This is a genomic window from Thiopseudomonas sp. SA1F2-1K, from assembly GCF_057443035.1.
On sequence record NZ_CM172014.1, the window covers coordinates 1,536,993 to 1,558,931 of the forward strand.

Sequence of the window (21,939 nt, forward strand, 5' to 3'; positions counted from 1 at the left end):
CTCTAGTCATTAAAAAACCCGCGCATGGCGGGCTCTTGGTCAGTGTTTGGCGCTAAGGCTCAGGGGGTGATTCTTCTTTTGGCTCGACTGTGATTAGCCGCACCGCAACTTCATACAAATGATCGGGCTCGGGTACGTCATGCCTAAATAGCGGCTGCGCTTCCAGTGGTGGCTCGTCACGATTAAAGATCACGTGAAACTCACGACCATCGGGCACCCTTAGCACCATTACGCGACCGTAACTGTCGCGCAGTAGCTCTAACTGGCGTACCAGGCTAAGCGGTGTCCATTCGCCCGAGTTGCTGCGTAACGTGATTGGACGGCCATAAAGCTTTTGCCCACCTTGCACTAAAAACACCCCGCTCACTGAGCGATCTGTTTCTTGCGCCACCGCATCCCAATCGAACTCATCCACCCACTCTAAGCTGCCTAGCTTTATGCTATCTAACTGCATTATCGAACCGTCCTCATGCCTGCTTGCTCTAGGATTTTTAGCAGTGCCAGCTCGTCGCTGTCGTTATCAATACCAACAGATACCGACTGTCCAGCAGCCTGCAACTGAATCACCTTTGCCGGCTGTTTCTGCGCCGGCTGTGCCTTGGCTTTTTCTTCAGCTACTTTTTGGGCTTCGGCCTTAGCCTCTTCAGCCCGCTGGTTGCGTAGCTGCCGCTCTTTTTCGGCCTCGATCTCGGCTAGAGTATTAAGCGCTTGGCGCAGATTACGGATTGCTTCAGCGTCACCGTCTTTCTGCGCCACAACCAGTTGCTGACGCAGGTCGTCTTTACGCGACTGCATCTTGGCTGCTTCGATCTCTTCTTGCGTACCCTTTAACTGCAGTAACTCGTCATTGAGTGATTGCAGGGTGCTGCGGGTGCTTTGTGCTAGTTGATCCATTTTGCTTTTAGCTGCATCAATCGCGCTGGTTAGCCCCGACAAATCAGCCTCGCCCAGCAACTCAGCATTTTTACGCATTTCATCGGCTGATTTAGCAAATTTAGCGGCACCAATGGCACCGGTGTTGTATTGCTCGATCAGCTGCTGCATGGCCATTTTTTCGTTCAAATATGCAATTTGGATTTGCTTAGAGCGATCCAGTGTTTGCACCGCCCACTTGCTAAAACCACTTGCCATTGAGCCCGCCAAGGCTGACTCAGAACGAATGCCGTTTAGCTCATTGCGTGCTTCCTTTAGCGCTTCGGTTAAACCTTCTACTGAGCTGTAATCCATTTTTGGGGCAGCAGCTGAGGGTAACCCTTGCAACGCATCGAAAGCCGCAAGCGCTTGCTCGCTCATCTCCGCTAGCGGCTCACGCGCTCGACTCAGAACTTCATCAAAGAAACTCTTAATGTGCATGGCTTGCTCTTCAAGCTCGTTCTCAACGCAATCTGTCTGCTCCTTCATTGCTCCGCAAACTTTGGAGGCCTCTTGTGTTTCTTTTAATGCCTTAGCTGCAGTTTCAGCTGCTGGCTTTAACTCAAGCAGCCCTTGCTTAACTTGCTCTTGCCCTTTAGCTAGTTGCTTTGCATCAATTGCCCCCTCTCTATATAGCTTTTTCAAAGCCGCATCAGCTTCCCGCAAGTCCAGCTCGTTGGCTGCATTTTCAATAGCCTTAAGAACACCTTCAAAGGTTTTTAAATCTTTGGCTGTTTCTGTACCACTTTTGCCTAATCGATTTATTTTTCCATTTAACGAGTTAGTTGACTGCTCAAACTCTTGCTGACTGATACGCCCTTCCTGATAGGCTTTTAGTAGTGCTTTACGCATCTTTTCAAGCTCTGCAACGGACTGGGTGGAGTCAATTAACTGCATGGCATCAGCCATGTCTTCGATGGCGCGCTTACCTTCGATCGCTGCTTTACGCTGCTCCTCCCCATTATCTTTCTGTTTCGCCAGCAATTCATCTGCAAGCGCCTGCGAAAGCTTAAGCTCATTTTGAATCGCCCGCTCAGCATCTGTTAGTTCTTGTTTTTCTTTCTTCTTATCCTTGATTCGCTCTTCAGTAACGGTTTTCCAAGCGGCGCCTAAGTTATTAGCGCTTTCCGCTGTAGCTTGCTCATAGGCTGTCTGCAACTCTTCAAGAAACTGGTAGGCGTTTTCTGCATTTGCTTTTACTGTATCCATTCCTAGCGCATCGGCTATAGTTGCTGCAGCCTTCAGCACATTCCCCACCGTCAAATTAATGATTTGCATCATCACTGTAGCGGCACCGGTAACTAACATTTTAAATCCGTTCCATGCCCCACTGAAAGCAGCTACAACGCGCTCACCCTTGTCTTGCACTTCGTCAACATGCGATCCAAAGCTACGCAGCCATTCAGCGCTCTCATTGATAAGCTGCTTAAAACCGACAGCGTTCAGCCCAGCAACAAATTCATCAACTTTCTCTAACCCTTGAACAAAGGCATCGCTTAATGCTTCTGCTAGATTGTCTAGCGTTCCATCATCAGTTAGCTCGATTGTCTTATCCAAGATTCCTTGAAGCTTTTCTTTTACAACGTCCATAGCCCCATGTGAGGCTGTTTTCTCGCCAAACTTTTGAAACTGGTTGAGCAGCACATTCCATTTACCTGACAGTGTTTCAACTGCCCGCGCTGCCTGCCCATCGGCAGACTTGCCCATCTCATCAATCAGCAAGCGAATCTCGTTACGCCCCAACTTGCCAGCGGCTGCCATATCTTGCAGCTCACTAACGTTTTTATTCATTGCTTTACTAAGCAGATCAAATGCGTTTACGCCACGCTCACGAAGCTGGTTTACCTCTTCCTGTACAATCTTCTCTTTAGCCCACATCTGACCAACAGCCAGCGAGATACCTTTCAGCTTTTCAGTTTCACCGCCTAATTGAGCGGTTTTATCCATAATCGCCTGCATGGTGCCGTCCATCGGGTCTAGCCCATAGGCTTTTAGCTCGGCAAAGGCTTCAGTCACGTCATCAATGCGCTGGCCTGTTTTGTCTGCAAACTCTTCAATCCATGCTGTGGCTTGTTCGCCACCGGCCACGCTACCCATTAAGCCTTCTAGCTGAATTTTGGTTTTTTCAGCGCCATCACCCACACTAATTACTTTTTCAATGCCGGCGCGCACCAAGCCTAAGCCTTTAGCCGCTAGGTTAGTGGCAGCCTTTAGCGAAATATAAGCAGCGGCATACCCCAACACCTTTTTTTCAGCCGAACGTAATGCATTACCCAAACTGGTGGTTCTGGCCGCTTGCTCTGCTGCGGCGCGTGCGGCAGCCCGTTGTTCGCGCTCTAAATCCTTGGTTGCTTTGGTATTACTGGTTACTGCTTTTTTGGCTTTATCTACTTCGCTGCTCAGGCGTTTTTCTTCATCTGCTAGTTTGCTGGTATCAATGCCAGCAGCTTTTGCTCGCGCGGTGTAGTCAATGGTTTCTTGCTTTAATTTGTTTAAGTTGCGTTCGGCTGTACGCGCTTCTCTAGCAGCAATTTCTAGCGATTTTTCTAAACCTTTACTGGCTGGCTCGGCATCTAGTGCTTTAGTTAGTGCTTCTACTTTTTCGCGGGCACGCTCTACTTCGGTCTCTGCCCGTTTACTGTCTTTTTCTAGGGCTAGTAATGATTTAGCTAAGGTGCTTTGCGACTCTGCATTTTCTAGTTCTTTACGCAGCTCAGCGCCAGCGGTACGCAGCTCATTTAGTGCATCTTTACCTTTCTTGGCTTCTGGCGATAGCAGGTCTTTACCGCGCAGCACCACTTGAATCAGTCTTTCTTTAATTCCCGCCATGCTTTTCTCCAGGCATAAAAAAACCCGCCGAAGCGGGTCAAATAAGTACAAAAGCTACTCTGTGGAAACTTTATCTTTTATGCATTGCAAAAATGCGTAGTTAACAAACTTATCAATGATTTTCTGCTGCACCTCCTTGTTACGCGCAGCAATATGATTACTAAAGGCCTTTACAATCAGAAACTGAGCTGCTTCATCTCCTTCATACTCAAGCATAAGGCTGGACATCTTTTCTTGGGACTGTCTGGCAATCATTATCTTCTCCGCCAGCGGTTCAATTTCGATGCACTCTTCACGGGTCGCTGAAAGCCCCATAATAGGAGTAAGCAATGTAGTAACCGCAACAGCTAGTATTACTTTATTCACGTTTTCCTCCATTTTTAAAGCTTGAAATATAGCTCACTTACCCCTTGCTAGCTATATAGCTAGTATAGACAACCACCACGAACATGCATAAAGTGTGCGCGTAACTGCAAATTCAGGGATCGGGTTTGGTCGCCCGAATATCTCACGGTGCACAGCGCCGCATAAGCGGTTTTTTTGTGCCTGCTTTATGGCGGGCTGTGCGCAGGACACCTTCGGGTGTGCCGGGTCCGTGATCTCGGTCGACCAACCTACGCATAGTTCGCCACCTCATATCCTTTATTTGTATCTGCAGCATGGTAATGCCTGTTATGGGCGGAGCTGTGCGGGGGCATCTTCGGATGCGCCGGTTCCTTTGCCCGGTACGCCAACCCTGTACAACTCTGCCCACCCTGATTGGCGTCAGGTAAGCAAAACTAAACAACAAAGGACTTTCACCATGCATGCACTTACCTTTCAAAATACTAAATTAGACATCATAGATCACAACAGCCAGACTTGGTTAAGGGGCTTCCAAATTGGAAGTACCTTAGAGTTTGGTAAGTAAGGCACTTGCAAGTCGCAAGCACCTTAGCAGCATCTGCTCCGTCAAATTGACGGTCAATGATTTCGAACATAGAAACTATGGCAAGCTATTTAAAAGCATCCTCAAATTTGGGGCACCTTTAAATAGCTAGTATTGACAACCACCACGAGCATGCATAAAGTGTGCGCGTCACTGCAAATTCAGTGATCTGGGATTGGTCTCCCGGAAACAAAGGCGGATACGACACCGCGCACAAGCGGTTTTTTTGTGTCCATTGCATGGCAAACCTGTTATGGGCGGATCGTGCGAGGGAGCCTCTGGCTCGCCGGTTCCTTTGTCCGGTAGACCAACCTTGCTCGATCCGCCCACCCTGATTGGTCTCAGGGCGCGGAAACTCAAAACAAAGGAGTTCACCATGCACGCACTTACCTTTCAAGATACTAAATTCGATATCGTAGACCGCAATGGCCAGCCGTGGCTGCAAGCAGCTCAGATTGCAAAAGCACTGGGCTATGCACGAGAAGATTCTGTCAGCCGCATCTATGACAGAAACAAGGTCGAGTTCACCGCTGGCATGACAACGACCGTCAATTTGACGGTCAATGGAATCGGTAACAGTCAGCGCAAAAAAGAGATTCGTATTTTCTCACTTCGTGGCGCGCACCTGATTGCCATGTTTGCCAGAACAAAAGTTGCTCAAGAGTTTCGCAAGTGGGTGCTAGATGTACTAGAAGGCATTGCCGAAGTTAAACCTAAAACACAGCCCAAAACTAAAGCACTACCAAACGGATTAACCACCGATCAGCAAGATGCTATTAAAGCTATGGTTAAAGCACGGGTAGAAGCTCTACCACAAAACAAACGTGCCAAAGCAGCAATTACTTGCTGGTCTGCACTAAAATCTAAATTTGGCTGCACCTATAAATTAATTGATAGCGAAAACTTTACCGATGCAGTTAGCTTAGTGGCCAGACTTCCACTAGAAGGCGAACTGCTAGAACCAGAGCCGCTACTACCTGCACCCCCGATTAACTATCCATTGGAATGGTTAGAGCAAAAAAACCATGCGCCTTTACACCGCTGGATTGGTATTAACGAACAAGGCAAACAACATGGGCGCTTTTCTACCAGCCAACTGGTCAGCCCCGACTTTAACTCGCCCACTCGTGATTTGTTGTGGAACCTACACCAGCAAGGTAACGATGTAAGCGCCTGCGTAGCCGAAATTAACGCTATGCGCCAGCAGCTTGAGGCTTATTTAAGCCTAAACCAACAACTACAAACAGTGATTAACCACACCAGCAGCCGAATAGTTTCTAGCCCTGTATGGCAGCCGCGTGGGTAAGTAATTAGTCTGAATATGCCCGAGGAGTCAAACTGACCTCCTCGGGTTGCCATATCCTCAAGCTTTAGTTTTTAAATGTGAGTATGGCTCACATTTAAAAAAGCTTACTAAATAACCTAAGCGCTAACGCACCAAATCCATCCGCACAAATTTACTGATACCAGTGCCTGTTACGGTGTCATCAGTCAGAATTTCAAGCGTTGGGTTTAGCTTGGTGTAGTCTTGCGAAAGCACTGCAAAATCGCTAGATAGGCTGAACTTACAACGATGCACCCGCACGGCATACGGCTCACCCGATTGCGCATCGTTAAGGCCGGCAATGTAGATCTCCCACTCTTGGCCTGAGCCTGCCAGCATCTGTACTGCACTGCCCGCTTTAGGTGTATACGAAACTTTTACCCCTGCAGGGGTTACCTTATCTGACAACACCACTAAGCCATGCGCGCTCACACGGTAGTCGGTGCCCGCTTCTAGCTCTGAATCATCGGCCAGTTTTACTGTTACCGGCTTTTCAGGGTCTGGAATGTTGGCAAACGGCACAAACTCGTTAATGATGCCCGAGCATTTAAGCGCTTCATCGGTAATAGCTTGCGTATCAATTTGCTGCACTACACCTTTAAGCGCGCGGGCAATGTTCTCGGGCGTTAGGTCATATAATCCAAGGCTGGCCGTCACGCCGCTGACCTTTTCAATCACGTTACGGTTACCGCCACCCCCACGATAGTTTTTGAGCTCGCGTTTTTCGCTGGCAAAGCCCAGGTTAAACTCATCGCAGTTGCCAATATCAATCATGCCCTCTTGGCTGCCGTATTTACGCAAGTAAATAATGCCTTCGCCAATCAGCGACTTATCTACCTGTACTGCATTTCCGTCAGTCATCGCCATGTTTTATTACCTCTGGTTTAGGTTTAGTTTTTACTGGTGCCTGCACTTGCAGCCAGCCGTGTTTAGTTGCGTGCTCGATTTGTGCCGGCGTTAAGTCTTGCTCGCCTTTTTCAATAAGCACGGCGTTATGCCCGATGCGCCAAATAAATGGGCGGGCTACGTGAACAATGGGCATTACTGCCTCCTGTTAGTAGTTTTGAACGTAGGTGATTTGCAGGGGCATTACGTGGGCTGCAAATACGCTTCCACTGGCGGGTTGAATGGGTGACTCAGCAAGAAAGCTGGCCGACTGGCTCTGGATAAGCCCAGCATTTCTGCCTGCTAATAGTTTTTTTACGTGCAAACGGCCTGCACGCAATTCTGCTGCATAGTCACGCTTACGCGTCACAAGCGTGATATTAAGCACCACACGCTCACGCAAGCTTTTACTGCCTACACGCTCTACCTCGTCGGTTTGGCCTGTTTGCAGCACAATAAAATAATCAGGCAGGCTTGCATCGCCCTCATCAATAACGCGCATTGTTGAGTCTTCAAATACATGCTGCCCAAAATTGGGTACCGCTTTTAGCTTGCCAAGTAACTCATCAACCAAGGTTTGCTGTTTGTCGATCATGGTCAACGACTGCGCACTCCACTAGATAGCCGTCATCTTTTAAGATGCTGTCGATTCTCCACATAACTCCGGCATGGCTGATTAGGCCATTAGGGTCGTAGCGTGGAGCTTCGCGGCGGTTAAAGGTGATGATGTTGGTTCGCCCAGTGAAGTTAGATGGGTGCTCAACGCTTAGATCAAGGGTGATTGGCACATTGCTCGCAAGCTCTGTGCCGTGCTTGTCATATAGCGTTGCTAACCCATCATTTAACACTTTCAGCAAACGCTCATCTGCTTGTGCTAAACGCTCACTAAAGCTTTTCATCTGCTGCTGCCTTAGCTGCTGGCTTTTTAGCTCGCGCTGCTGGTTTAGCCGCTGCTAAGGGTGGATCGGTTGTTGCTTCTTGTACTGGCGCAATTAACCCCTGCGCCAGTAAGCGCTCTGCTGCTTCAAGGGAGGCAGGGGTAAAACGCTGGCCTTGAAGCACCAGCGTTGGACCATCTTGAATGGCGCCAGCAACCACCACAAACGGGGTTTTGTTGGCTGTCATTTACACCACCTTTGCAGTAAAGAACGCATCCGGCTCTAACATCGCTACCAGCGGTGCTGATTGCAGCATTAACCAGCGTGCACTTGGATCTGGTGTTTTCCATGTTTTAGGGAAGCGTGCAGCTTCAACTTGCCCCTGCTCAATCGCTTCTAGGTCTTGAATAGCGCCATACAGTCGGCTATTGCGCGTACCAGAGCCGCCCATAATGATCTGACCATCAGGAATCATCGGTGCTAGCTCATTGCTCTCGGGGTCAATAAACCACTCGTTATAGGCGTAAATATCTAGGCCCGGATCATTCAGAAAACCCAGATATACCACGCCACCTGGCAAGTTTTGCGGGTTAATCTGCCCCATATCCACGCGGCGCGTATTGAGTAATTTATGCACTTGTTCAGACTTCATAAACGCATCTTGAGCTACACCCGATAACACTACGTGCGTAGGACGGCGACCAGAGGTTTTAGCCACTTGCCGCGCCCATAAGCGCAAATCAGCGATTGGATCAGCTGCCGTTGAACCCCACGCATTAGTCAAAGCAGATACTTTATGCTCAGCTGGCATGTGGTAATCCACTTCTAAATCAACGCCTTCACCTTGAATAGTGGATTTGCCAGTAACCAGAACCTGAGCTGCCATCCACTCTTCGCGGCGGGTGATTTGATCGTTTAGCTCTGCTAAATCTTTACCCAGCTGCTTAGCTGCACGCTCTGCAGGCGTTTCGTTAGCGTACGGATTATTGCCCGCTGAGCGCTTAAATAGCTGCTCTACGTTGGTTTCCATTTTTGGCTTGATATAAGCCGGCTTAAACTGCTTTGAGGTATAGCCTTCGCGAGTAATGACCTTGCCAGCCAATTTAGGGCTGACAAAAGGCGCTAATTTGCGACCACCTTTTACGATGTCTACGTCTACTGTGAGCGTATCGAAAGTTTCTTGATTGCTGAAAAAGGTATTCAGTAAAAAGGTGCTTGGCGTGTGCATTTGCTCGACAGCTTCGAGCATAGTGCGAGTATCAAATAATTGATCAGGCATAATTATTCCTTAACGTACAAAAATTGAAAGTGGGCGTAACGCAGCTTTTACACTGCTTACGGTGTGGCCTTCGCCTAGCTGCAACTGCTCGCCCAGTACTTCGCCGGTTAGCTGCGCAACTCCCTGAGCTGGCGAATCATCTGTCACGATGTCGTGATAACAAATAGCTACTGGGTTCTTACTGGTGTCTTCTGCTGCGGCTACGCTTAGCACGTAGTGCCCTTCTGCGTTTACGCCTACCACTGCACCTGCTTGCAGCACTTGATTGGCACCAAAGATGACGCTTTCAGTGACCACTGGAAAATCACCCGCGCGGAGCTGATGCGGGATGTAATGTGCTTCTTTTGGGTATTTCTCAGTCATGTCGACTCCTTATTACTTAACGCCTGCGCCTTTCAGCATGGTAGAAACTAAACTGCCGCGTTTATCGGCAGTCTTTTGTTGATCTGTTTGCGGGGTTGAGCCATCGGCTTGGGTGGCATCGGCTTTGATGCCGGACAGGCTAATCCCGCGCTCTTGGCTTGCAGTTAAAATGGCTAGGGCAGCTACCTCTTTGCTGTCGCCATTTTCAATCGCCGCATCAATTTCTTTTTGAAACTCTGGCCCGGCTAATTGAGTGATAGCAGTTACACGCTCACGCTCAGCTTTGGCGGCTTCGGCTTTTACTTCGGTTAGATCAAAGCTCTCTAAAGTGGCTTGCGGTGCTTCTGCAATCACAATGTCTTTAGCATCTGTGCCAGCTTCTAACGCTGCATGCAGTTCTGCCGTGGTTTTTACTACGGTTTTTGTCATAACGGTGCTCCGTTTAGGTTGTGAAGGTGTTGCTAGCTCAGTGATAACTGATTCAAGTGAACCCAGCCGATGGGCTAGGCCGTGAGTTACTGCATCTGCCCCAACGCGTATACCGCCGGAATCACCCATTTCTGGGATTTTTTCGGCATCTACTGCAAGGTGCATGGCAACTTTTTTCTGAAAGACCGAACCCAGAGAGTCGACCATTTCACCCAGTTTGGCGCGGCCTGTTTCGGTGGTTAGATCTGGTCGTTTATTGGGTGCATTGCTGCTGACGATCTCGTAAGTGGTGCTGCCGTCATCTTGCTTATTTAGCTTGATGCTAAGCGCCGCTCCGATGCTGCCGGCCATGCCTATGTCATCAATTACGATTTCGTGTGCGGCGCTGGCAATCCAGTACGCAGCGCTTGCACCTGTGCCGCCGATATAGGCCACAATCTTTTTCTTACTTCGGCCTTGGAATACAAGATTTGCTAGCTCATTAATGCCGCTTGCTACACCACCTGGGCTGTCGATGTTCAACACAATGGCTTGAACTTTTGGGTCATCCAGTGCGGTTTGAATGTCCAGCGCCAGCACTTCGGTGCTTGTCGCACCGCTAATACGGGTGAACAAATTGGCATAACGAAAAATAGGGCCAGAGACTGGAATCACAGCAACACCATCACGAAAGGTAACGGTATGCGTGTGCTTCAGCTGCTGCCCCAGCTTGGTTTCTAGTGCCTCAACATCATTTGTGCGCTTAGCAATGCTTAAAATGGTATCGAGCGCATCGGGTAGTATTAACCACGGCTGCGATGCCGCTAACTCAAAGGCGCTCATCGTCTTCTCCTTGATTAACTGGTACTTGGTTTTTAGGTACGGTGTAAATGCCGTCGGCCTTACGGCGATTAATTTCAATTAAGCGCTGAGCATAAATATCCGCCCAAGGCTCACCACTCATGGCTGCGGCCTCCATCGACTCGTTACTTACACCAATATCAATCCGTTTGCCGGCGGCATTGGCTTCTTTAAGTTCATCAATTGCTCCGCGTGCTGGACCAATCCAGAGCGCATTTAGATAAGCGCGGCGTTTGGCTGGGTCGCTATAACCGGGCAAGTCAATCATTCCGCGCGCCACCGCTTCATCAATAATCAACGCTCGGCTTGGCTGGCAAAAATCACTGACCAACCAATAACGGCGCACACTGTAGTAGCGCCAAGCTTGCAGCATCGCCGCGCGCGCAGCCGAGTAACTGCTGTCGTAATGCAGCAGTAGCTCTTCCATAGGAATCTCAAGCGCTGCACCGATTTGCTTTACTACCGAAACAAAGAAAGGGTCGAATTGGGCGTTTGGTCGTGCAGGGTTTGCCACACTTGCTTTTTCACCAACCGCCAGATCAACAATTGCACCCTCGCCCAAGGCAATGGTGTCGCTGTCGTTATCTGAGGGGTCTTCTGAATCCATCATTGCCATTGGGTAGCTTGAATCTACATAGCCTTCTCCTTTTTCAATGAATACGGTAAAGAATGCGCTTAAAACGGCGGCCATTAGCTCAGCTGAGCTGTAACGCTCTAGCTTCTGTAAGGGCTCTAAAACGGGTGCCAAATAAGGAGCGCCGCGCTTTTGCCCTGGACGTTCTTTGTCACACATGATATGCAAAGTTCGCCGACGTCCTGTTTCGCTACCAAATGCCTCTAGCGCTTGCCACTTTCGCGTTACTTGGGAAAAAGCACGTTCGCGCTTATAACTACTGGCCACGTGATACCGAATCGGTGCACCAAAGCGGTCAAACTCAATGCCATCCACTAGATTTTCGGTGTCGAGTTGTTCGTTTGGGTTACATACCCGATCGGCCTCAATTAACTGTAAGCGGGTACCAAAAATGGTGCCCGTTCGCTCGGTGAAGGGCGTGGCCACAAACACGTCACCGTTAACCAGAGTAGAAACCAGTGTTAACGCCTGCAGTTGATAGTGGTTTAAAGTGGCTTCCGCATCACACTCGCGCGGATCCAAAGCATATAGCTCCCAAATCCGATCTAACTGCTTGTTGAGCGCACAACCTTGCTCAGGGGTAATACCTAGTGCAGCGCTATCCACTTGGGCATAACAAACTAAGCCGGTACCCACAACGCTGGTGCGCAGCCGCATAATGGCGGCACGGGCAACTAAATGGTTGCGACTAGCATCACGTGATCGCGCAATTAGGGTTTCACGCTCGTTTAGCGGTAAATCTGCTGCAGCACTACGCAGCCCAGGTATCCAGCTAACCATCGAGCGCAACATTTTTGATGCGCCACGATAGCGGGTTTCGACACCACCACCGCCTCCTTGAGCAGTTGGCTGGTTCTGCGTATTGGCAAACTGCAGAGCGGCATCGAGCAGTTGCTTTTGTACGGATTCTGCAATCTGCTTACTCATTAAATGGCTCCGTAAAATACTCGGTTTCTAGGTTTTCGGCGGTTGGCTTGGCTTTCTGCAGTGGCCTCTTGCAGATACTGCTTTTCAAGCTGACGCAGACTAGATAGCTCTGCTAAGCGCACTTCTCGGCCATCTTTTCGGATGCTTTGCCCGGTGGTTAGCACCTCGTGAATGGTCTTGCGTACATCAGCTAATCGTTGGGCTGCTGTGGTCATGATTACCTCGTTAGTTTCTTACTGCGCTGCGTGTGCCGCGTGCGCCTCTTGGGCGCCTTGTTGCGCCTGCAATGCTTTTTGATTGAGCGGCTAAATCATCTAAATTAATGCCGAATTTTTGCTGACTAATACGTAATGCAGCCAAGGCGTACACAAAACAGTCCAAAGCCTCGTTACGCTTGCCGCCGGCTTCCCAGCGGTAAGTTCTGCGGCCTTTTACGATTTTCATTACTTTGGTTTCTGCAGTTAGCTGCTTTACTTCATCTTCATCACATAGCAAATCGTCTGCGGGTAGATGAATAAAGCCTGGCATCTCTTGATTGGGCTGGTACGGCATGCGTAATCGGCTATAAATCAGCTCTTTAGCGTTATCGGTGCCGACCATGGTCAGATAAACCTTACTGATCGGATGCCTACGGTTAGGGAATGTGGCTATCGGCCTGCCGTAAACCGAAGCTCCTTTAATTGGAATCACCCAGTGCACACCTAGTGCGCGCGACTCTTCGTATACTTCATCGGTGTAATGGCCGCCCGAGTCCCAGCACCAACGAATAACGGGCATCAAGTGCCCGTTATCTTTTTGATACTGTTTTCGGATTCGCTCTCTTACTTTTCGCCGCAGTTCTTCGCTGGCCGGATCACCAGTGAGCACCCATTTATCAATCAGCCACGCTTCTTCGCCTTTGCCAAAGCCCCACACGCGCCCTTCGTAGCGGTCGTCCTGAGTATCAATACCGCCAAATAGCAATAACGCCTCATCGGGCACCGCTGGGTACACTTCTCGGCGCGCATAAAGGTTCTCCCACTCTAGCTTCTCGCCCTGATCTTCTTCCCATACCTCGCCAAGCGTGGTGTTAGTAAAGGTTTTCAGCTTGGAGCGGTCGTTTTTTACTTTAAGAAAGTCGTAAGCAATGCGGCCCCAAGTGGTAAATGGACTGTATGCTGTCCATACATGAAAGCTGACCGCCTCCGGAGTTGGGATAGCTTGATCATCTTTGTCATAAAACTCGAACGCATCGCGCGTCCAGATTCCCGTTAACTCACATACCCAGCGACCTTTCGATTGCTGTTCTTGCATTTCATGCTGCTGAACCACGCAAGCATTGTGCTCACACACATACCAAGCACCCAGCGGATTGCCTTCATCCCACTTGATGCCGTAATCGCAATCGGCACCACCCCATTTAAGCGACTGCTCACCGCCACAATGCGGGCACGGTACATTCAGCTTAAATAAGTGGCCCGACTCTTCTGCAGCCGAGCTGATCTGACAGCGTAACTCTTCACCCGAGTTGGTCTTTGGCGTACTTCCGCGAATCGACTTAGGGAATGCCGAGCCTTCAATCCGTTTGTCGCCCAAAAATGTTGGGTTACCTTCGCCTTCAACGTCCTGCTCGAACGCGGCCAGCTCGTCATAAATAACGGTATCGGCTGACAGTTCGCGGTAGTTTTTAGCAGCAGCACCGCCACGGCACCACAACTGCTTGCCGTGGGTGAATCGTTTAGTGTCTAGCGTGTTGTCTCGATGCTTGACGCCATACCACGGCGCTAGATCGCGCACCAGCGGCACGTCACGAATCATGGTCTCGATTTGCGACTTCATAAATGCGCTAGCCGATCCATCGGTGGGTACCAGAAACAGAATGTTGCGCCGCTTGTGCTGCACCTGATAGCCAGCTGCTGCAATCAACATCTTGGAATAACCCACACGCGCGGACTTGATAATGTTCACCGTGCGGATTTCGTCATTGCCCATCGCGTTTAATAGCGCGACCTGAAACGGCAACGTCTCCCAGCGTCCCTCTTGATAAGAGGACTCACTGGAAAGGTAAAAGTGTTCGTCTGCCCACTCAACTGGAGTTAAAGGCGGTTGTTTATATAGCGAGGCAAGCCCCGCTTCGATAGCAGCGGCGATTGACTCACTCTGTGCTATCGAGATACTCATCAATTAGCTCCGGCAATAAACCTGCGTACTTAGCGCAGGCGTTTCTGATTTTGGTCGCCTCACGCTCCAGCGTATCTAAGTGCCGTGCTTCCAGATCGGTATGTCGGCGACGCATAGTCATGGGCAAAGTGTCCATCGTGGCCGCAATTTCAGGAATCAACTTACTGAGCGTGAACGTAATAAAGTCTGCTGGGATTAATACCCGCCGCGTGACCTCGTTTTTCAGCTCTTGGGCTTCCGATTGAGCCTTAGTTAAGCGCAAACGCTCTTGAATTAGCTTCTGCTCTGCCAGCGGATCAATATCGTCGTCAGGTTGGTGTATTGGGTCTAACTTGCTCACCCGATTATCGACCACAGAGCGGACGTCAAAAAAGGTCTCGCGCCCTATGCGGGCAACTGGCTCAACGCCCCATTTATCAAAGGCTTGCGTAGAAATACCAAGGCTCTCAGCCATCTCAGATTTATTGAGCCAGCCGCGCTGTTTTTCTTGCTTAAATTTGCTCATGACTAAACAACAACCAACCCTGAAAAAATCTCATAAGTAGAGGTCTGCCGAGCTGGAATCACCCTCGGACGGGGGGGTGGGGGCTGGGAGGACCCGTAAAAGTTATTTAGATGGGAATGATTTGCATCGGCTGGCAGGACGCTAGCCGAGTGCCTTGGTGATAGCCAGGTTAAGGTTATCTTCAATGTTCTGATCTGCCACACGCTCAACGACTGCGCTGTAATCCAAGCGCTGCACGTACTGCGGCTCACGGGTAAACACCAGCACTAGCTGCACCCTATTACCTACTCGCTCGGCAATACCGATTGCTTTATCACCTTTACGCGCTACAAAGAACGGCTCCTTGCGTGCACCGGCCACAGCCTTACGAATGCTGGTCAGCAGCTGGCGAATGTGCCCGCGACTCATGTTGCCATACTTGTCCAACCTGGCGCCTTTAGCTGGCACAGTGAACATGCCTGCAGGCAGCACACCCAGCGCGCGCAAGGTGCGCTCACTGGCCTTAAGCTGTCGCTCACCACCAAACACTTGCGGGGCAAACCAATCTTCAGGGGCATTAGCGCCCTGCTTCTTGTCCTTAACAAACACCGCGCCTTCAGGATCGCCCGCTGGCTTAGCTGGCTGAACAGCAATGGCATTCAATGTAAATGGCGTAGGCGTTGCGAATACCGACTGCATTTCTGAGCGAAGCTCAATGCGAGACTGGTTAGATGTGTGGTTGATAGCATCAGCCAGCGCTACCGGTGCAGACCTACCCAGCCGGTCCAGTGATTCAATCGCTTCATCTAATCCAGTCACATCAGTCATTAATCACCACCAAAGCGTTTAGTGGCCCAGCTTTCTAGCACGCTGCGGGCCTTATCGATCCCAATCAAGCCAACAAAGATGGCCACACCCCACGCCCAACCTTCATTGATCTGCATAGCTTGCAGCCCATGAGCGGCCATCATGATGACGAAGGTGCCTAGCAGTGCTTCCAGCAACTCTGCTTTCCAGCTGCGACCATCGCTATATAGGTTGATTCGTAAGTAAGAAATTATGAAGGTGAGCATCATGATTAGCCCATGCTCGCGGGCTGTTGCGATAATGCTCGCCCAAAACCCTAGATCTTTATCTGGCATTTTATGCATCTCGATACCCCGCGGGGCTAGTGAATTAGAGCCATCCTCCTTGGAGGATGAAACAAAAAAACCCCGCATTCGCGAGGTTTCGTTAAGATTTTTATTGAATTATTTCAACATATATAGTTCTTCTATTTTCTTGGCGCTCTCACTGGTTTCCATGCCTAATTTACGGTTGATATAAAGATACGGGGGAAGCAGTGAGTGCCCTCTTTTAATAATCAAGTCATTCTCAATATAGTACAAGTCATCTGGCTCAAAATATTGGTCTTGAATATAGTCAGTGCCTGCCACTATTTGATTATGTTTAAACTCTGCTGTTATGAGCAACCCGATCAAATCAACATTTAACTTCCCCACAACCACATTAAGCTGAGAAATATTGATATTAGGTGCAGTATCCAAATTGACATTGCCGCCATTAAATTGATACTCATCCGTTTGACAGCGGTAATTATTACGATCAAAAGCTTGCATATAGCTTGCAAAACGCCTTTCTAACTCAACGTAAAGCTTAAGCATTTCCGATACGGATTCTTTTTTAGCGATGCGACTTGCCATTGAAATGTTGAGCACATACTGCAGTAACGCTCCTGTCACAACACCAGCTAGGCCAATAACCGCAGGAAACATTTCAGCAATTGAAATAATATCCATAATCTCTCCACATTAAAAAACCCCGACCAGCGAACTGATCAGGGTTTATAAAATTCTGGTGTCATTCTTTTAGGCGCAGAATCGACACAATGACGAAATACTAGGTCACACGGCCATTCAAGTCAAGCACAGTACACCTTCATCTTTTAGCACTTCCTCTGCCGCTGCCAGCGCCTCTAACAGCAAGTCATCTAACGTGTCAAAAATCCCTTTTCGCCAGCGCCTACGGGTTCGTTCTGGGCGTGCATCTTCATCCCACAGGTTCATATCATGCAGCCAGCGTGGGGCCTGCAGCGAATCCTCACTGCACTTGCCATCAACCCCTTTCTTCTTAGGTAACGCCCAAGCAAATACTGCATAACTAATAAAGCGCATGGGCGCTGGCGTACTTACGCGAATCTTTAACTTGGCGGTAGCACTAAGCTTTTGCCCTTTCTGCCCCGAATACTTAGCCACCAATACATCCCAATGCGCAGGAATAAGCTGCTTTTTAAGGCGTGCACACATCCAAAAGTTAACCAACTGGCGGTCGCTTTCAGTAAGCTCACCACTTAATAAAGCTCCCATCGCTACCGGCTCATTCTCAAACCGTTGGCCGCCCACATCAGTCATGCTTTCAGCAGATAGAATCGAAACAACAGCGCTCACCACGTTTTTATAAATCATTGATTCTCCCGAGCGCTAATAAATACTTTTACCAAACCACCTTTCACAGGCTCACCCACTTCAAACTGAGTAGCAAAGCGGTTGTCGTTAACTTTGAGTCCATCAGCAATCCCATCACGCCCAGCCTTAAAGCTGGCCAGCATGTTGTCATCATCGCGGGCGCGGCGGTCTGGTGGGCAAAACTCAATTTTCATTAGCAGCTTGCCAGACGGCAGTTCTTGGCGGGCGTTATAAGCAAAGGCCATGCATAACCGGCGGTAGCTTTTTACTGCTCTAGCCTTGGCTTGATAGTGCGCACGATGATTCGGGCTAAGCTCACGCGGCGGCCACGGCAACTCTAAATAAATCACTCAGCTTCCCCTTTCATATGCACTTCAATCACTTTCACTACTTCTTCACGACTTCCAAGATAAGCAAACGATTCTTTAGCGCCTGGTGCTGTCACCGTATAAACGTACTTTTCAGCCACCTTAACTTTGGCCACGATATAGCCCTGATCGGTTTCAAACACGTTATGAGCGCCGCGCACTGGCCGCCATTTAATCGCCGACATAACTACTACCTCCCGCACCGTACCGGTTAACCGAATGCACTGCCGGCTCACCCTTTCGCTGACCAGCCTCCAGCTGATAAATACGCACCATCGCCGACCGCAGTTCAGCACCCAACTGCGCTGCCAATCCATTCTCAACACGCTGCTTTGGATCTGGCTTAATCAAGGCATAACCCGAGCCCTCGCAATCTAAGCAGCTTAGCGTTAAAACCATGCCGCGCACTCGACCACTGCCACCGCATACGGGGCAAGGTTTTACTTTTTTTAGGTCGAAAGCCATCAAATAGAACCTCCATCTATACGGATTACTAAACGCGCTAAAGCCTTTTGGTTATGCGTTCTTAGAGAAATACTTATGGTTGCTTTATGCACTAACAGTCTCCTGTGAAAGCGCGCATAAACCGCTGTCATCTAGCCGTTTATGCCATCTAGTTAATGCATCCAGCTTCAAATCGTCAGCACTTGTATTAATGTAGGTTTCGGCCATTAGGCTCATGTTGTGGTTAAGCAGCATTTCACCGATCAAGAAATCCACTCCCAACTCAACCCAACCTGTTCTGGCTAGTTTTCTGAGGTCGTGACTACTCCACTGCCCTCTGGATAATCTTCTAAACTCCCCCAGCGCTGCCTGCTCAGATAAACCTCTGTTGGTTAATCGATCTACGAACAAAGCACCTTGCGCGCTATAACGGCTACCTATCGCTTCACGATAAACGCCCAGCAGCTCACACATACGGTCAGTCAGTGGCAAGACATGCTCTGATCGAGTCTTTGTGTTTTCAGCAGGAATAATCCAAACCTTTTGCTTTAAACAGATATGCCGCCAGCGCGCCAGTCGGGTTTCACCGATTCTAGTACCGTGAGCGAGCATCATTAAGGCCAGCATGCTGGTGGTTGGATTCTGTTTGAATGTCTCAACCAAAAGCGTAATCAACTCCGGCAAATCAAGCATATTTAGACGGGCGGGCTTAGGCTTAATCCTCGCTGAAACAAAGTCAGTAAAACGCATTGCAGCCACAGGGTTGTCAGCTATCAGCTTTAACTTATGTGCTTGAGTGAACGCCATCTTAAACACCCTTAAACAAGAGTGAACGTAGCTAAGGGATAGTTCTGACTGCAGTGGCCACATCATCTGGTCATCAATCGCACTAGTGCTAATATCCGATATTCGTAGCCCACCAATTCTTGGTAATAATTGAGCATCAATAATCGATCGAACACCATTCTTTCGTTTTTGCGTTAAGTTGCTGTCCTTGGATACTCGCTCACGATGCCAGCGCAACAGGTCGCCACAAGTATCAAACTGCCCAACAACTGCAGTTACAGGCTGATTAAGGGCGCGCTGAGCTTGCAGCTCTGGCAGTATTTCAAAAAACTTTTTACTGCTCAGCTGCGGGTACCCGGCAACACGCTCCCACTTACCCCCGCCGATCAAAAACCAACTCCCCCGCGCCCGATCTGTCAAAAACCGAAAGCGCACCCCCGGATAACGGGCATCGCGCAAAGTATGCGCAGTGCCCATCATTTGCCGCTTAATCTCAGCGTCACTCATGCTTACAACTACGGTTTTGCTCATTCAAACGCCTCGATGCGCGCCCAGCGCGCTAAATCTTCATTCGCTCGGTATTCGCTCTGATAGCTCGGGTACTCCTTGCCCGTTTTTACTTCAAAGTTCCAACCTAGCTGTGGCGTAAGCCATGCTTTTTTGTGCTTATCCCATACAGCCAAATCCAAGCCGAATGGGCTGCCAAAATCAGCAATGATTTGCTCGCCGCACTTAGGCGCGCTGGCAGGCGGCTTCCACTTCATGATCGTTTCCCCTTGATTTTGTTAAGCAAAGCGCCCAGCACTTGGGCACCTTTTTCGCGATCTTGGTCGGTTGGCTCGGCAGGCTTGGCGGGTAGCGCTTTGGGTGTTTCAGTCAGTGGTTCATCACGCATGACCATTTTCACCACAAGCCCATAGTGATAATCGAACACTGGGCGCGATACCGACTCGGGCTGATTGGCCAACAGGTGCAACCCCGTCTCGCTGGCAGCATGAAAAACAGCGGCATGGGCTTGGGAGCGGTCAGCGGCTGGATGCGCCAAGGCACACGCTTGCCGGTACGCTTGCTCTGCACTGGGCAAGCCCAGCATTTCAGGCGTTGGCTGACACCATTGAATAAACTCGCCCACAGACGGCATAAACGGGCGGCCACTAAGGCGGCACTGCTCGACACCAAAGCGGATCTGCTCCAGCTGAGTTAAACCCACAGAAATAAACGCCTTGGTCCAGCTGCGCTTAGCTGCTGCCTCATCCTCAGCGGTTGGCCATGCGTTGCGCCATGCTGGGAAAACGGCTTTTAGCTCACGAAACAAGCGATTAACCACTAAGCCCGACTCATGATCGGCTACTGCGCTAACCGGATTAGCTGGCTGGGCTGCGTACTGCTCAGGCGCCAGCATTACGCTTTGGGTTACTTGTAAGGCGCTTCTCATAACCAGCCCTCCGGCTCATTCATCCAGCTGGTGTCGTTCAGATCATCGGTCACCTGAGTGCTTTGCGGTGCCAGCGGCTTATCAATCACGCCAGCGTAGTTATTAAAATTCTTAGCGCTAAACAGCGTGCCCGGGCGAAGGTATGCGCTCATTTTTGGGTCGTTAAGCCACTCCGCGCACTTGCGGTCAATCACCGCGATAACTGTTGCTAGGCTGTGGCCCTCTTTGAGCCGTGCGTTAATCAACTGAGTATTTGACTGAACAGGCTTAAACTTTGAACCGGTGCGCTGATTCAAATACTCAATCACTTTTGAGGCGGTGTCGGGTTGCCCGACAATAGATGGTTCTATGACTGGTTCAAAAGAGTGACTGGTTCTGGGTCTCAAATTGGGACTAGGGGGTGGTGCGGAATTGATACTAGGGGGTCTCAAATCGGGACTAGGGGGTACCAATTCTGCACTAGGGTTAATCTGCGCTTTAGGTGTGGTTTTTTTAACAGTTTCACCACCTTCTAAAGTCAAAATAAATAAGTTAGATGAATTACCTTTAATCGGGCACTTGCGCTCATAACTTTTGATTAATCCCATATTTTCCAAGGTTTTCACATGCCGAATAACAGTGCTACGCCCTAACTCGCAGTGGTCAGCAATGTTCTGGTATGACGGCCAACATTCGCCCTGATCATTGGCGTTATCAGCCAACTTCAATAAAACCAACTTGCACCCTGGATTCCCCACTTTTAGCTGCATGGCTTTAGCCATTAAAATCATGCTCATGCTGCCACCCCCACCACGCCAACCAAGTCATGCTTTAACTCACCATCCCAGCTACGCTTCATGGGTAGCTTGCTGCTTAGGTACAGTTTGAGTAGTCGTTGGGCGCCAGCTTTAAGCAATACGGCTTTAACTGCGCTAAATGCACCGGCTGTGCCGCTTTTAATTTCTACTGCTTGCTCGGTCATGTACTTGTCGCGAGCATAGCTAGCAACGCGCCAGCGGCTGCGCCCATTGCCCGAGTCAAACAACCAGCCAGCACGCTGCAAGTAGGCGTTGATTTCCATTGTGTTAACGCCATTTAAGCGGCGGCAAAAGTCAGGAGCAGTTACACCGGCAGCTAGTAATTGTTCTAGCGCGTCAATGCGGCTAGCTTGCTGTTGATTGGTAAGCGCCAGCTGCTGGATCTGTTCTTGTTGATCGGCTGCAAGGCGTAGTGCTTCAGCAAAACTGGTTGGAATGGAAGGTTTGGCTAACTGGGCTTCCAGCTCTTTTAAACGCTCCAACACTTTCATGCGTAATACAGCGCTATAACCCATCAGTAAGCATTCAACATGAATGCGGTCTAAGCGATACTGCTTTTGCTCGCGTCCGTAGCTATCAAAAAAGATCTCTTCAAATTTGAATACATCTTTTTGCAGCTGCTCCATCATGTTTCTAATGTCACGTGACACATTACCGTGACTTTTGTTTGTTAAGGCAGCAATTTCTCGACTGCTCATAGTTACTTCGGTCTGATTGCTTGGTAACATTGCTTTGTGCATAATAGTTCCTGCTATGTGCATAAAGCCCCGTT

General features: G+C 49.5%; 28 protein-coding genes. 1 reads left to right on the forward strand and 27 read right to left on the reverse strand.

The genetic code is table 11. From position 1 onward, the window contains the following. Positions 1-52: 52 nt before the first annotated feature. From AC2T15_RS07415 to AC2T15_RS07425, 3 genes are read right to left on the reverse strand one after another with little or no spacing between them, the layout of a single operon-like run. Positions 53-454 carry a hypothetical protein gene (locus tag AC2T15_RS07415; protein WP_486777905.1) on the reverse strand — a complete coding sequence of 134 codons (402 nt, stop codon included), beginning with the start codon at positions 452-454 and terminating at the stop codon, positions 53-55. Then, a complete protein-coding gene (locus AC2T15_RS07420) occupies positions 454-3,741 on the reverse strand; it encodes a tape measure protein (protein ID WP_486777906.1) in 3,288 nt (1,095 codons plus the stop codon). Before AC2T15_RS07420 ends, AC2T15_RS07415 begins: the two co-directional genes overlap by 1 nt. 54 nt (positions 3,742-3,795) lie before the next feature. Then, a complete protein-coding gene (locus tag AC2T15_RS07425) occupies positions 3,796-4,107 on the reverse strand; it encodes a hypothetical protein (protein ID WP_286594350.1) in 312 nt (103 codons plus the stop codon). Between the two features lie 938 nt (positions 4,108-5,045). Here AC2T15_RS07425 and AC2T15_RS07430 point away from each other — a divergent pair. Further along, positions 5,046-5,975, forward strand: a complete 930-nt coding sequence (locus tag AC2T15_RS07430; protein WP_486777907.1) for a BRO-N domain-containing protein — start codon at positions 5,046-5,048, stop codon at positions 5,973-5,975. Between the two features lie 123 nt (positions 5,976-6,098). Here the strand turns inward: AC2T15_RS07430 and AC2T15_RS07435 are convergent, their stop codons facing one another. The 24 genes from AC2T15_RS07435 to AC2T15_RS07550 all read right to left on the reverse strand — a co-directional run bounded on the left by AC2T15_RS07435 (position 6,099) and on the right by AC2T15_RS07550 (position 21,907). Beyond that, positions 6,099-6,860 (reverse strand): phage tail tube protein, encoded by a 762-nt coding sequence (locus AC2T15_RS07435; RefSeq protein WP_486777908.1) that lies wholly within the window; start codon positions 6,858-6,860, stop codon positions 6,099-6,101. After that, positions 6,847-7,035 carry a hypothetical protein gene (locus tag AC2T15_RS07440; protein WP_486777909.1) on the reverse strand — a complete coding sequence of 63 codons (189 nt, stop codon included), beginning with the start codon at positions 7,033-7,035 and terminating at the stop codon, positions 6,847-6,849. Before AC2T15_RS07440 ends, AC2T15_RS07435 begins: the two co-directional genes overlap by 14 nt. 12 nt (positions 7,036-7,047) lie before the next feature. After that, positions 7,048-7,473, reverse strand: coding sequence for a hypothetical protein (locus AC2T15_RS07445; protein ID WP_486777910.1), 426 nt, complete (start codon positions 7,471-7,473; stop codon positions 7,048-7,050). Next, the gene (locus AC2T15_RS07450) at positions 7,445-7,777 is read right to left on the reverse strand and encodes a hypothetical protein (RefSeq protein ID WP_486777911.1); all 333 of its coding nucleotides are present in this window, start codon (positions 7,775-7,777) and stop codon (positions 7,445-7,447) included. The genes AC2T15_RS07445 and AC2T15_RS07450 overlap by 29 nt, the downstream gene beginning before the upstream one ends. After that, positions 7,764-8,003: a hypothetical protein gene (locus AC2T15_RS07455; protein ID WP_486777912.1), complete on the reverse strand. Its 240-nt coding sequence runs from the start codon at positions 8,001-8,003 to the stop codon at positions 7,764-7,766. The genes AC2T15_RS07450 and AC2T15_RS07455 overlap by 14 nt, the downstream gene beginning before the upstream one ends. Continuing rightward, positions 8,004-9,035 (reverse strand): major capsid protein, encoded by a 1,032-nt coding sequence (locus AC2T15_RS07460; RefSeq protein ID WP_486777913.1) that lies wholly within the window; start codon positions 9,033-9,035, stop codon positions 8,004-8,006. 9 nt (positions 9,036-9,044) lie between these two features. Continuing rightward, the gene (locus tag AC2T15_RS07465; RefSeq protein ID WP_486777914.1) at positions 9,045-9,398 is read right to left on the reverse strand and encodes a head decoration protein; all 354 of its coding nucleotides are present in this window, start codon (positions 9,396-9,398) and stop codon (positions 9,045-9,047) included. Positions 9,399-9,410: 12 nt separating this feature from the next. Continuing rightward, a complete protein-coding gene (locus AC2T15_RS07470; protein ID WP_486777915.1) occupies positions 9,411-10,649 on the reverse strand; it encodes a S49 family peptidase in 1,239 nt (412 codons plus the stop codon). Continuing rightward, entirely contained in the window at positions 10,636-12,228 is a 1,593-nt protein-coding gene (locus tag AC2T15_RS07475) for a phage portal protein (protein WP_486777916.1), read from the reverse strand. Before AC2T15_RS07475 ends, AC2T15_RS07470 begins: the two co-directional genes overlap by 14 nt. Continuing rightward, complete coding sequence (locus AC2T15_RS07480; protein ID WP_486777917.1) at positions 12,228-12,443, reverse strand: hypothetical protein; 216 nt, start codon at positions 12,441-12,443, stop codon at positions 12,228-12,230. Before AC2T15_RS07480 ends, AC2T15_RS07475 begins: the two co-directional genes overlap by 1 nt. Before the next feature lie 10 nt (positions 12,444-12,453). Further along, the gene (locus AC2T15_RS07485; protein ID WP_486777918.1) at positions 12,454-14,388 is read right to left on the reverse strand and encodes a phage terminase large subunit family protein; all 1,935 of its coding nucleotides are present in this window, start codon (positions 14,386-14,388) and stop codon (positions 12,454-12,456) included. Continuing rightward, positions 14,363-14,893, reverse strand: a complete 531-nt coding sequence (locus AC2T15_RS07490) for a terminase small subunit (protein WP_486777919.1) — start codon at positions 14,891-14,893, stop codon at positions 14,363-14,365. Before AC2T15_RS07490 ends, AC2T15_RS07485 begins: the two co-directional genes overlap by 26 nt. 141 nt (positions 14,894-15,034) lie before the next feature. Beyond that, positions 15,035-15,700, reverse strand: a complete 666-nt coding sequence (locus tag AC2T15_RS07495; RefSeq protein ID WP_486777920.1) for a hypothetical protein — start codon at positions 15,698-15,700, stop codon at positions 15,035-15,037. After that, positions 15,700-16,023 (reverse strand): phage holin family protein, encoded by a 324-nt coding sequence (locus AC2T15_RS07500; protein WP_486777921.1) that lies wholly within the window; start codon positions 16,021-16,023, stop codon positions 15,700-15,702. Before AC2T15_RS07500 ends, AC2T15_RS07495 begins: the two co-directional genes overlap by 1 nt. 99 nt (positions 16,024-16,122) lie before the next feature. Next, positions 16,123-16,671, reverse strand: a complete 549-nt coding sequence (locus AC2T15_RS07505) for a hypothetical protein (protein ID WP_486777922.1) — start codon at positions 16,669-16,671, stop codon at positions 16,123-16,125. Positions 16,672-16,788: 117 nt separating this feature from the next. Further along, positions 16,789-17,337, reverse strand: a complete 549-nt coding sequence (locus tag AC2T15_RS07510; protein ID WP_486777923.1) for a hypothetical protein — start codon at positions 17,335-17,337, stop codon at positions 16,789-16,791. Continuing rightward, positions 17,334-17,687, reverse strand: coding sequence for a RusA family crossover junction endodeoxyribonuclease (locus tag AC2T15_RS07515; RefSeq protein WP_486777924.1), 354 nt, complete (start codon positions 17,685-17,687; stop codon positions 17,334-17,336). Before AC2T15_RS07515 ends, AC2T15_RS07510 begins: the two co-directional genes overlap by 4 nt. Next, positions 17,684-17,890, reverse strand: a complete 207-nt coding sequence (locus AC2T15_RS07520) for a hypothetical protein (RefSeq protein ID WP_486777925.1) — start codon at positions 17,888-17,890, stop codon at positions 17,684-17,686. Before AC2T15_RS07520 ends, AC2T15_RS07515 begins: the two co-directional genes overlap by 4 nt. Then, positions 17,877-18,170 carry a hypothetical protein gene (locus AC2T15_RS07525; RefSeq protein ID WP_486777926.1) on the reverse strand — a complete coding sequence of 98 codons (294 nt, stop codon included), beginning with the start codon at positions 18,168-18,170 and terminating at the stop codon, positions 17,877-17,879. Before AC2T15_RS07525 ends, AC2T15_RS07520 begins: the two co-directional genes overlap by 14 nt. A gap of 84 nt (positions 18,171-18,254) precedes the next feature. Beyond that, positions 18,255-19,466 carry a tyrosine-type recombinase/integrase gene (locus AC2T15_RS07530; protein ID WP_486777927.1) on the reverse strand — a complete coding sequence of 404 codons (1,212 nt, stop codon included), beginning with the start codon at positions 19,464-19,466 and terminating at the stop codon, positions 18,255-18,257. Beyond that, positions 19,463-19,699, reverse strand: a complete 237-nt coding sequence (locus AC2T15_RS07535) for a hypothetical protein (protein ID WP_486777928.1) — start codon at positions 19,697-19,699, stop codon at positions 19,463-19,465. Before AC2T15_RS07535 ends, AC2T15_RS07530 begins: the two co-directional genes overlap by 4 nt. Further along, positions 19,696-20,370 (reverse strand): replication protein P, encoded by a 675-nt coding sequence (locus AC2T15_RS07540; protein WP_486777929.1) that lies wholly within the window; start codon positions 20,368-20,370, stop codon positions 19,696-19,698. Before AC2T15_RS07540 ends, AC2T15_RS07535 begins: the two co-directional genes overlap by 4 nt. Beyond that, a complete protein-coding gene (locus AC2T15_RS07545) occupies positions 20,367-21,146 on the reverse strand; it encodes a conserved phage C-terminal domain-containing protein (RefSeq protein ID WP_486777930.1) in 780 nt (259 codons plus the stop codon). Before AC2T15_RS07545 ends, AC2T15_RS07540 begins: the two co-directional genes overlap by 4 nt. Next, on the reverse strand, positions 21,143-21,907 hold the full coding sequence (locus AC2T15_RS07550) for a Rha family transcriptional regulator (protein WP_486777931.1): 765 nt from the start codon (positions 21,905-21,907) through the stop codon (positions 21,143-21,145). The genes AC2T15_RS07545 and AC2T15_RS07550 overlap by 4 nt, the downstream gene beginning before the upstream one ends. Positions 21,908-21,939 lie beyond the last annotated feature (32 nt).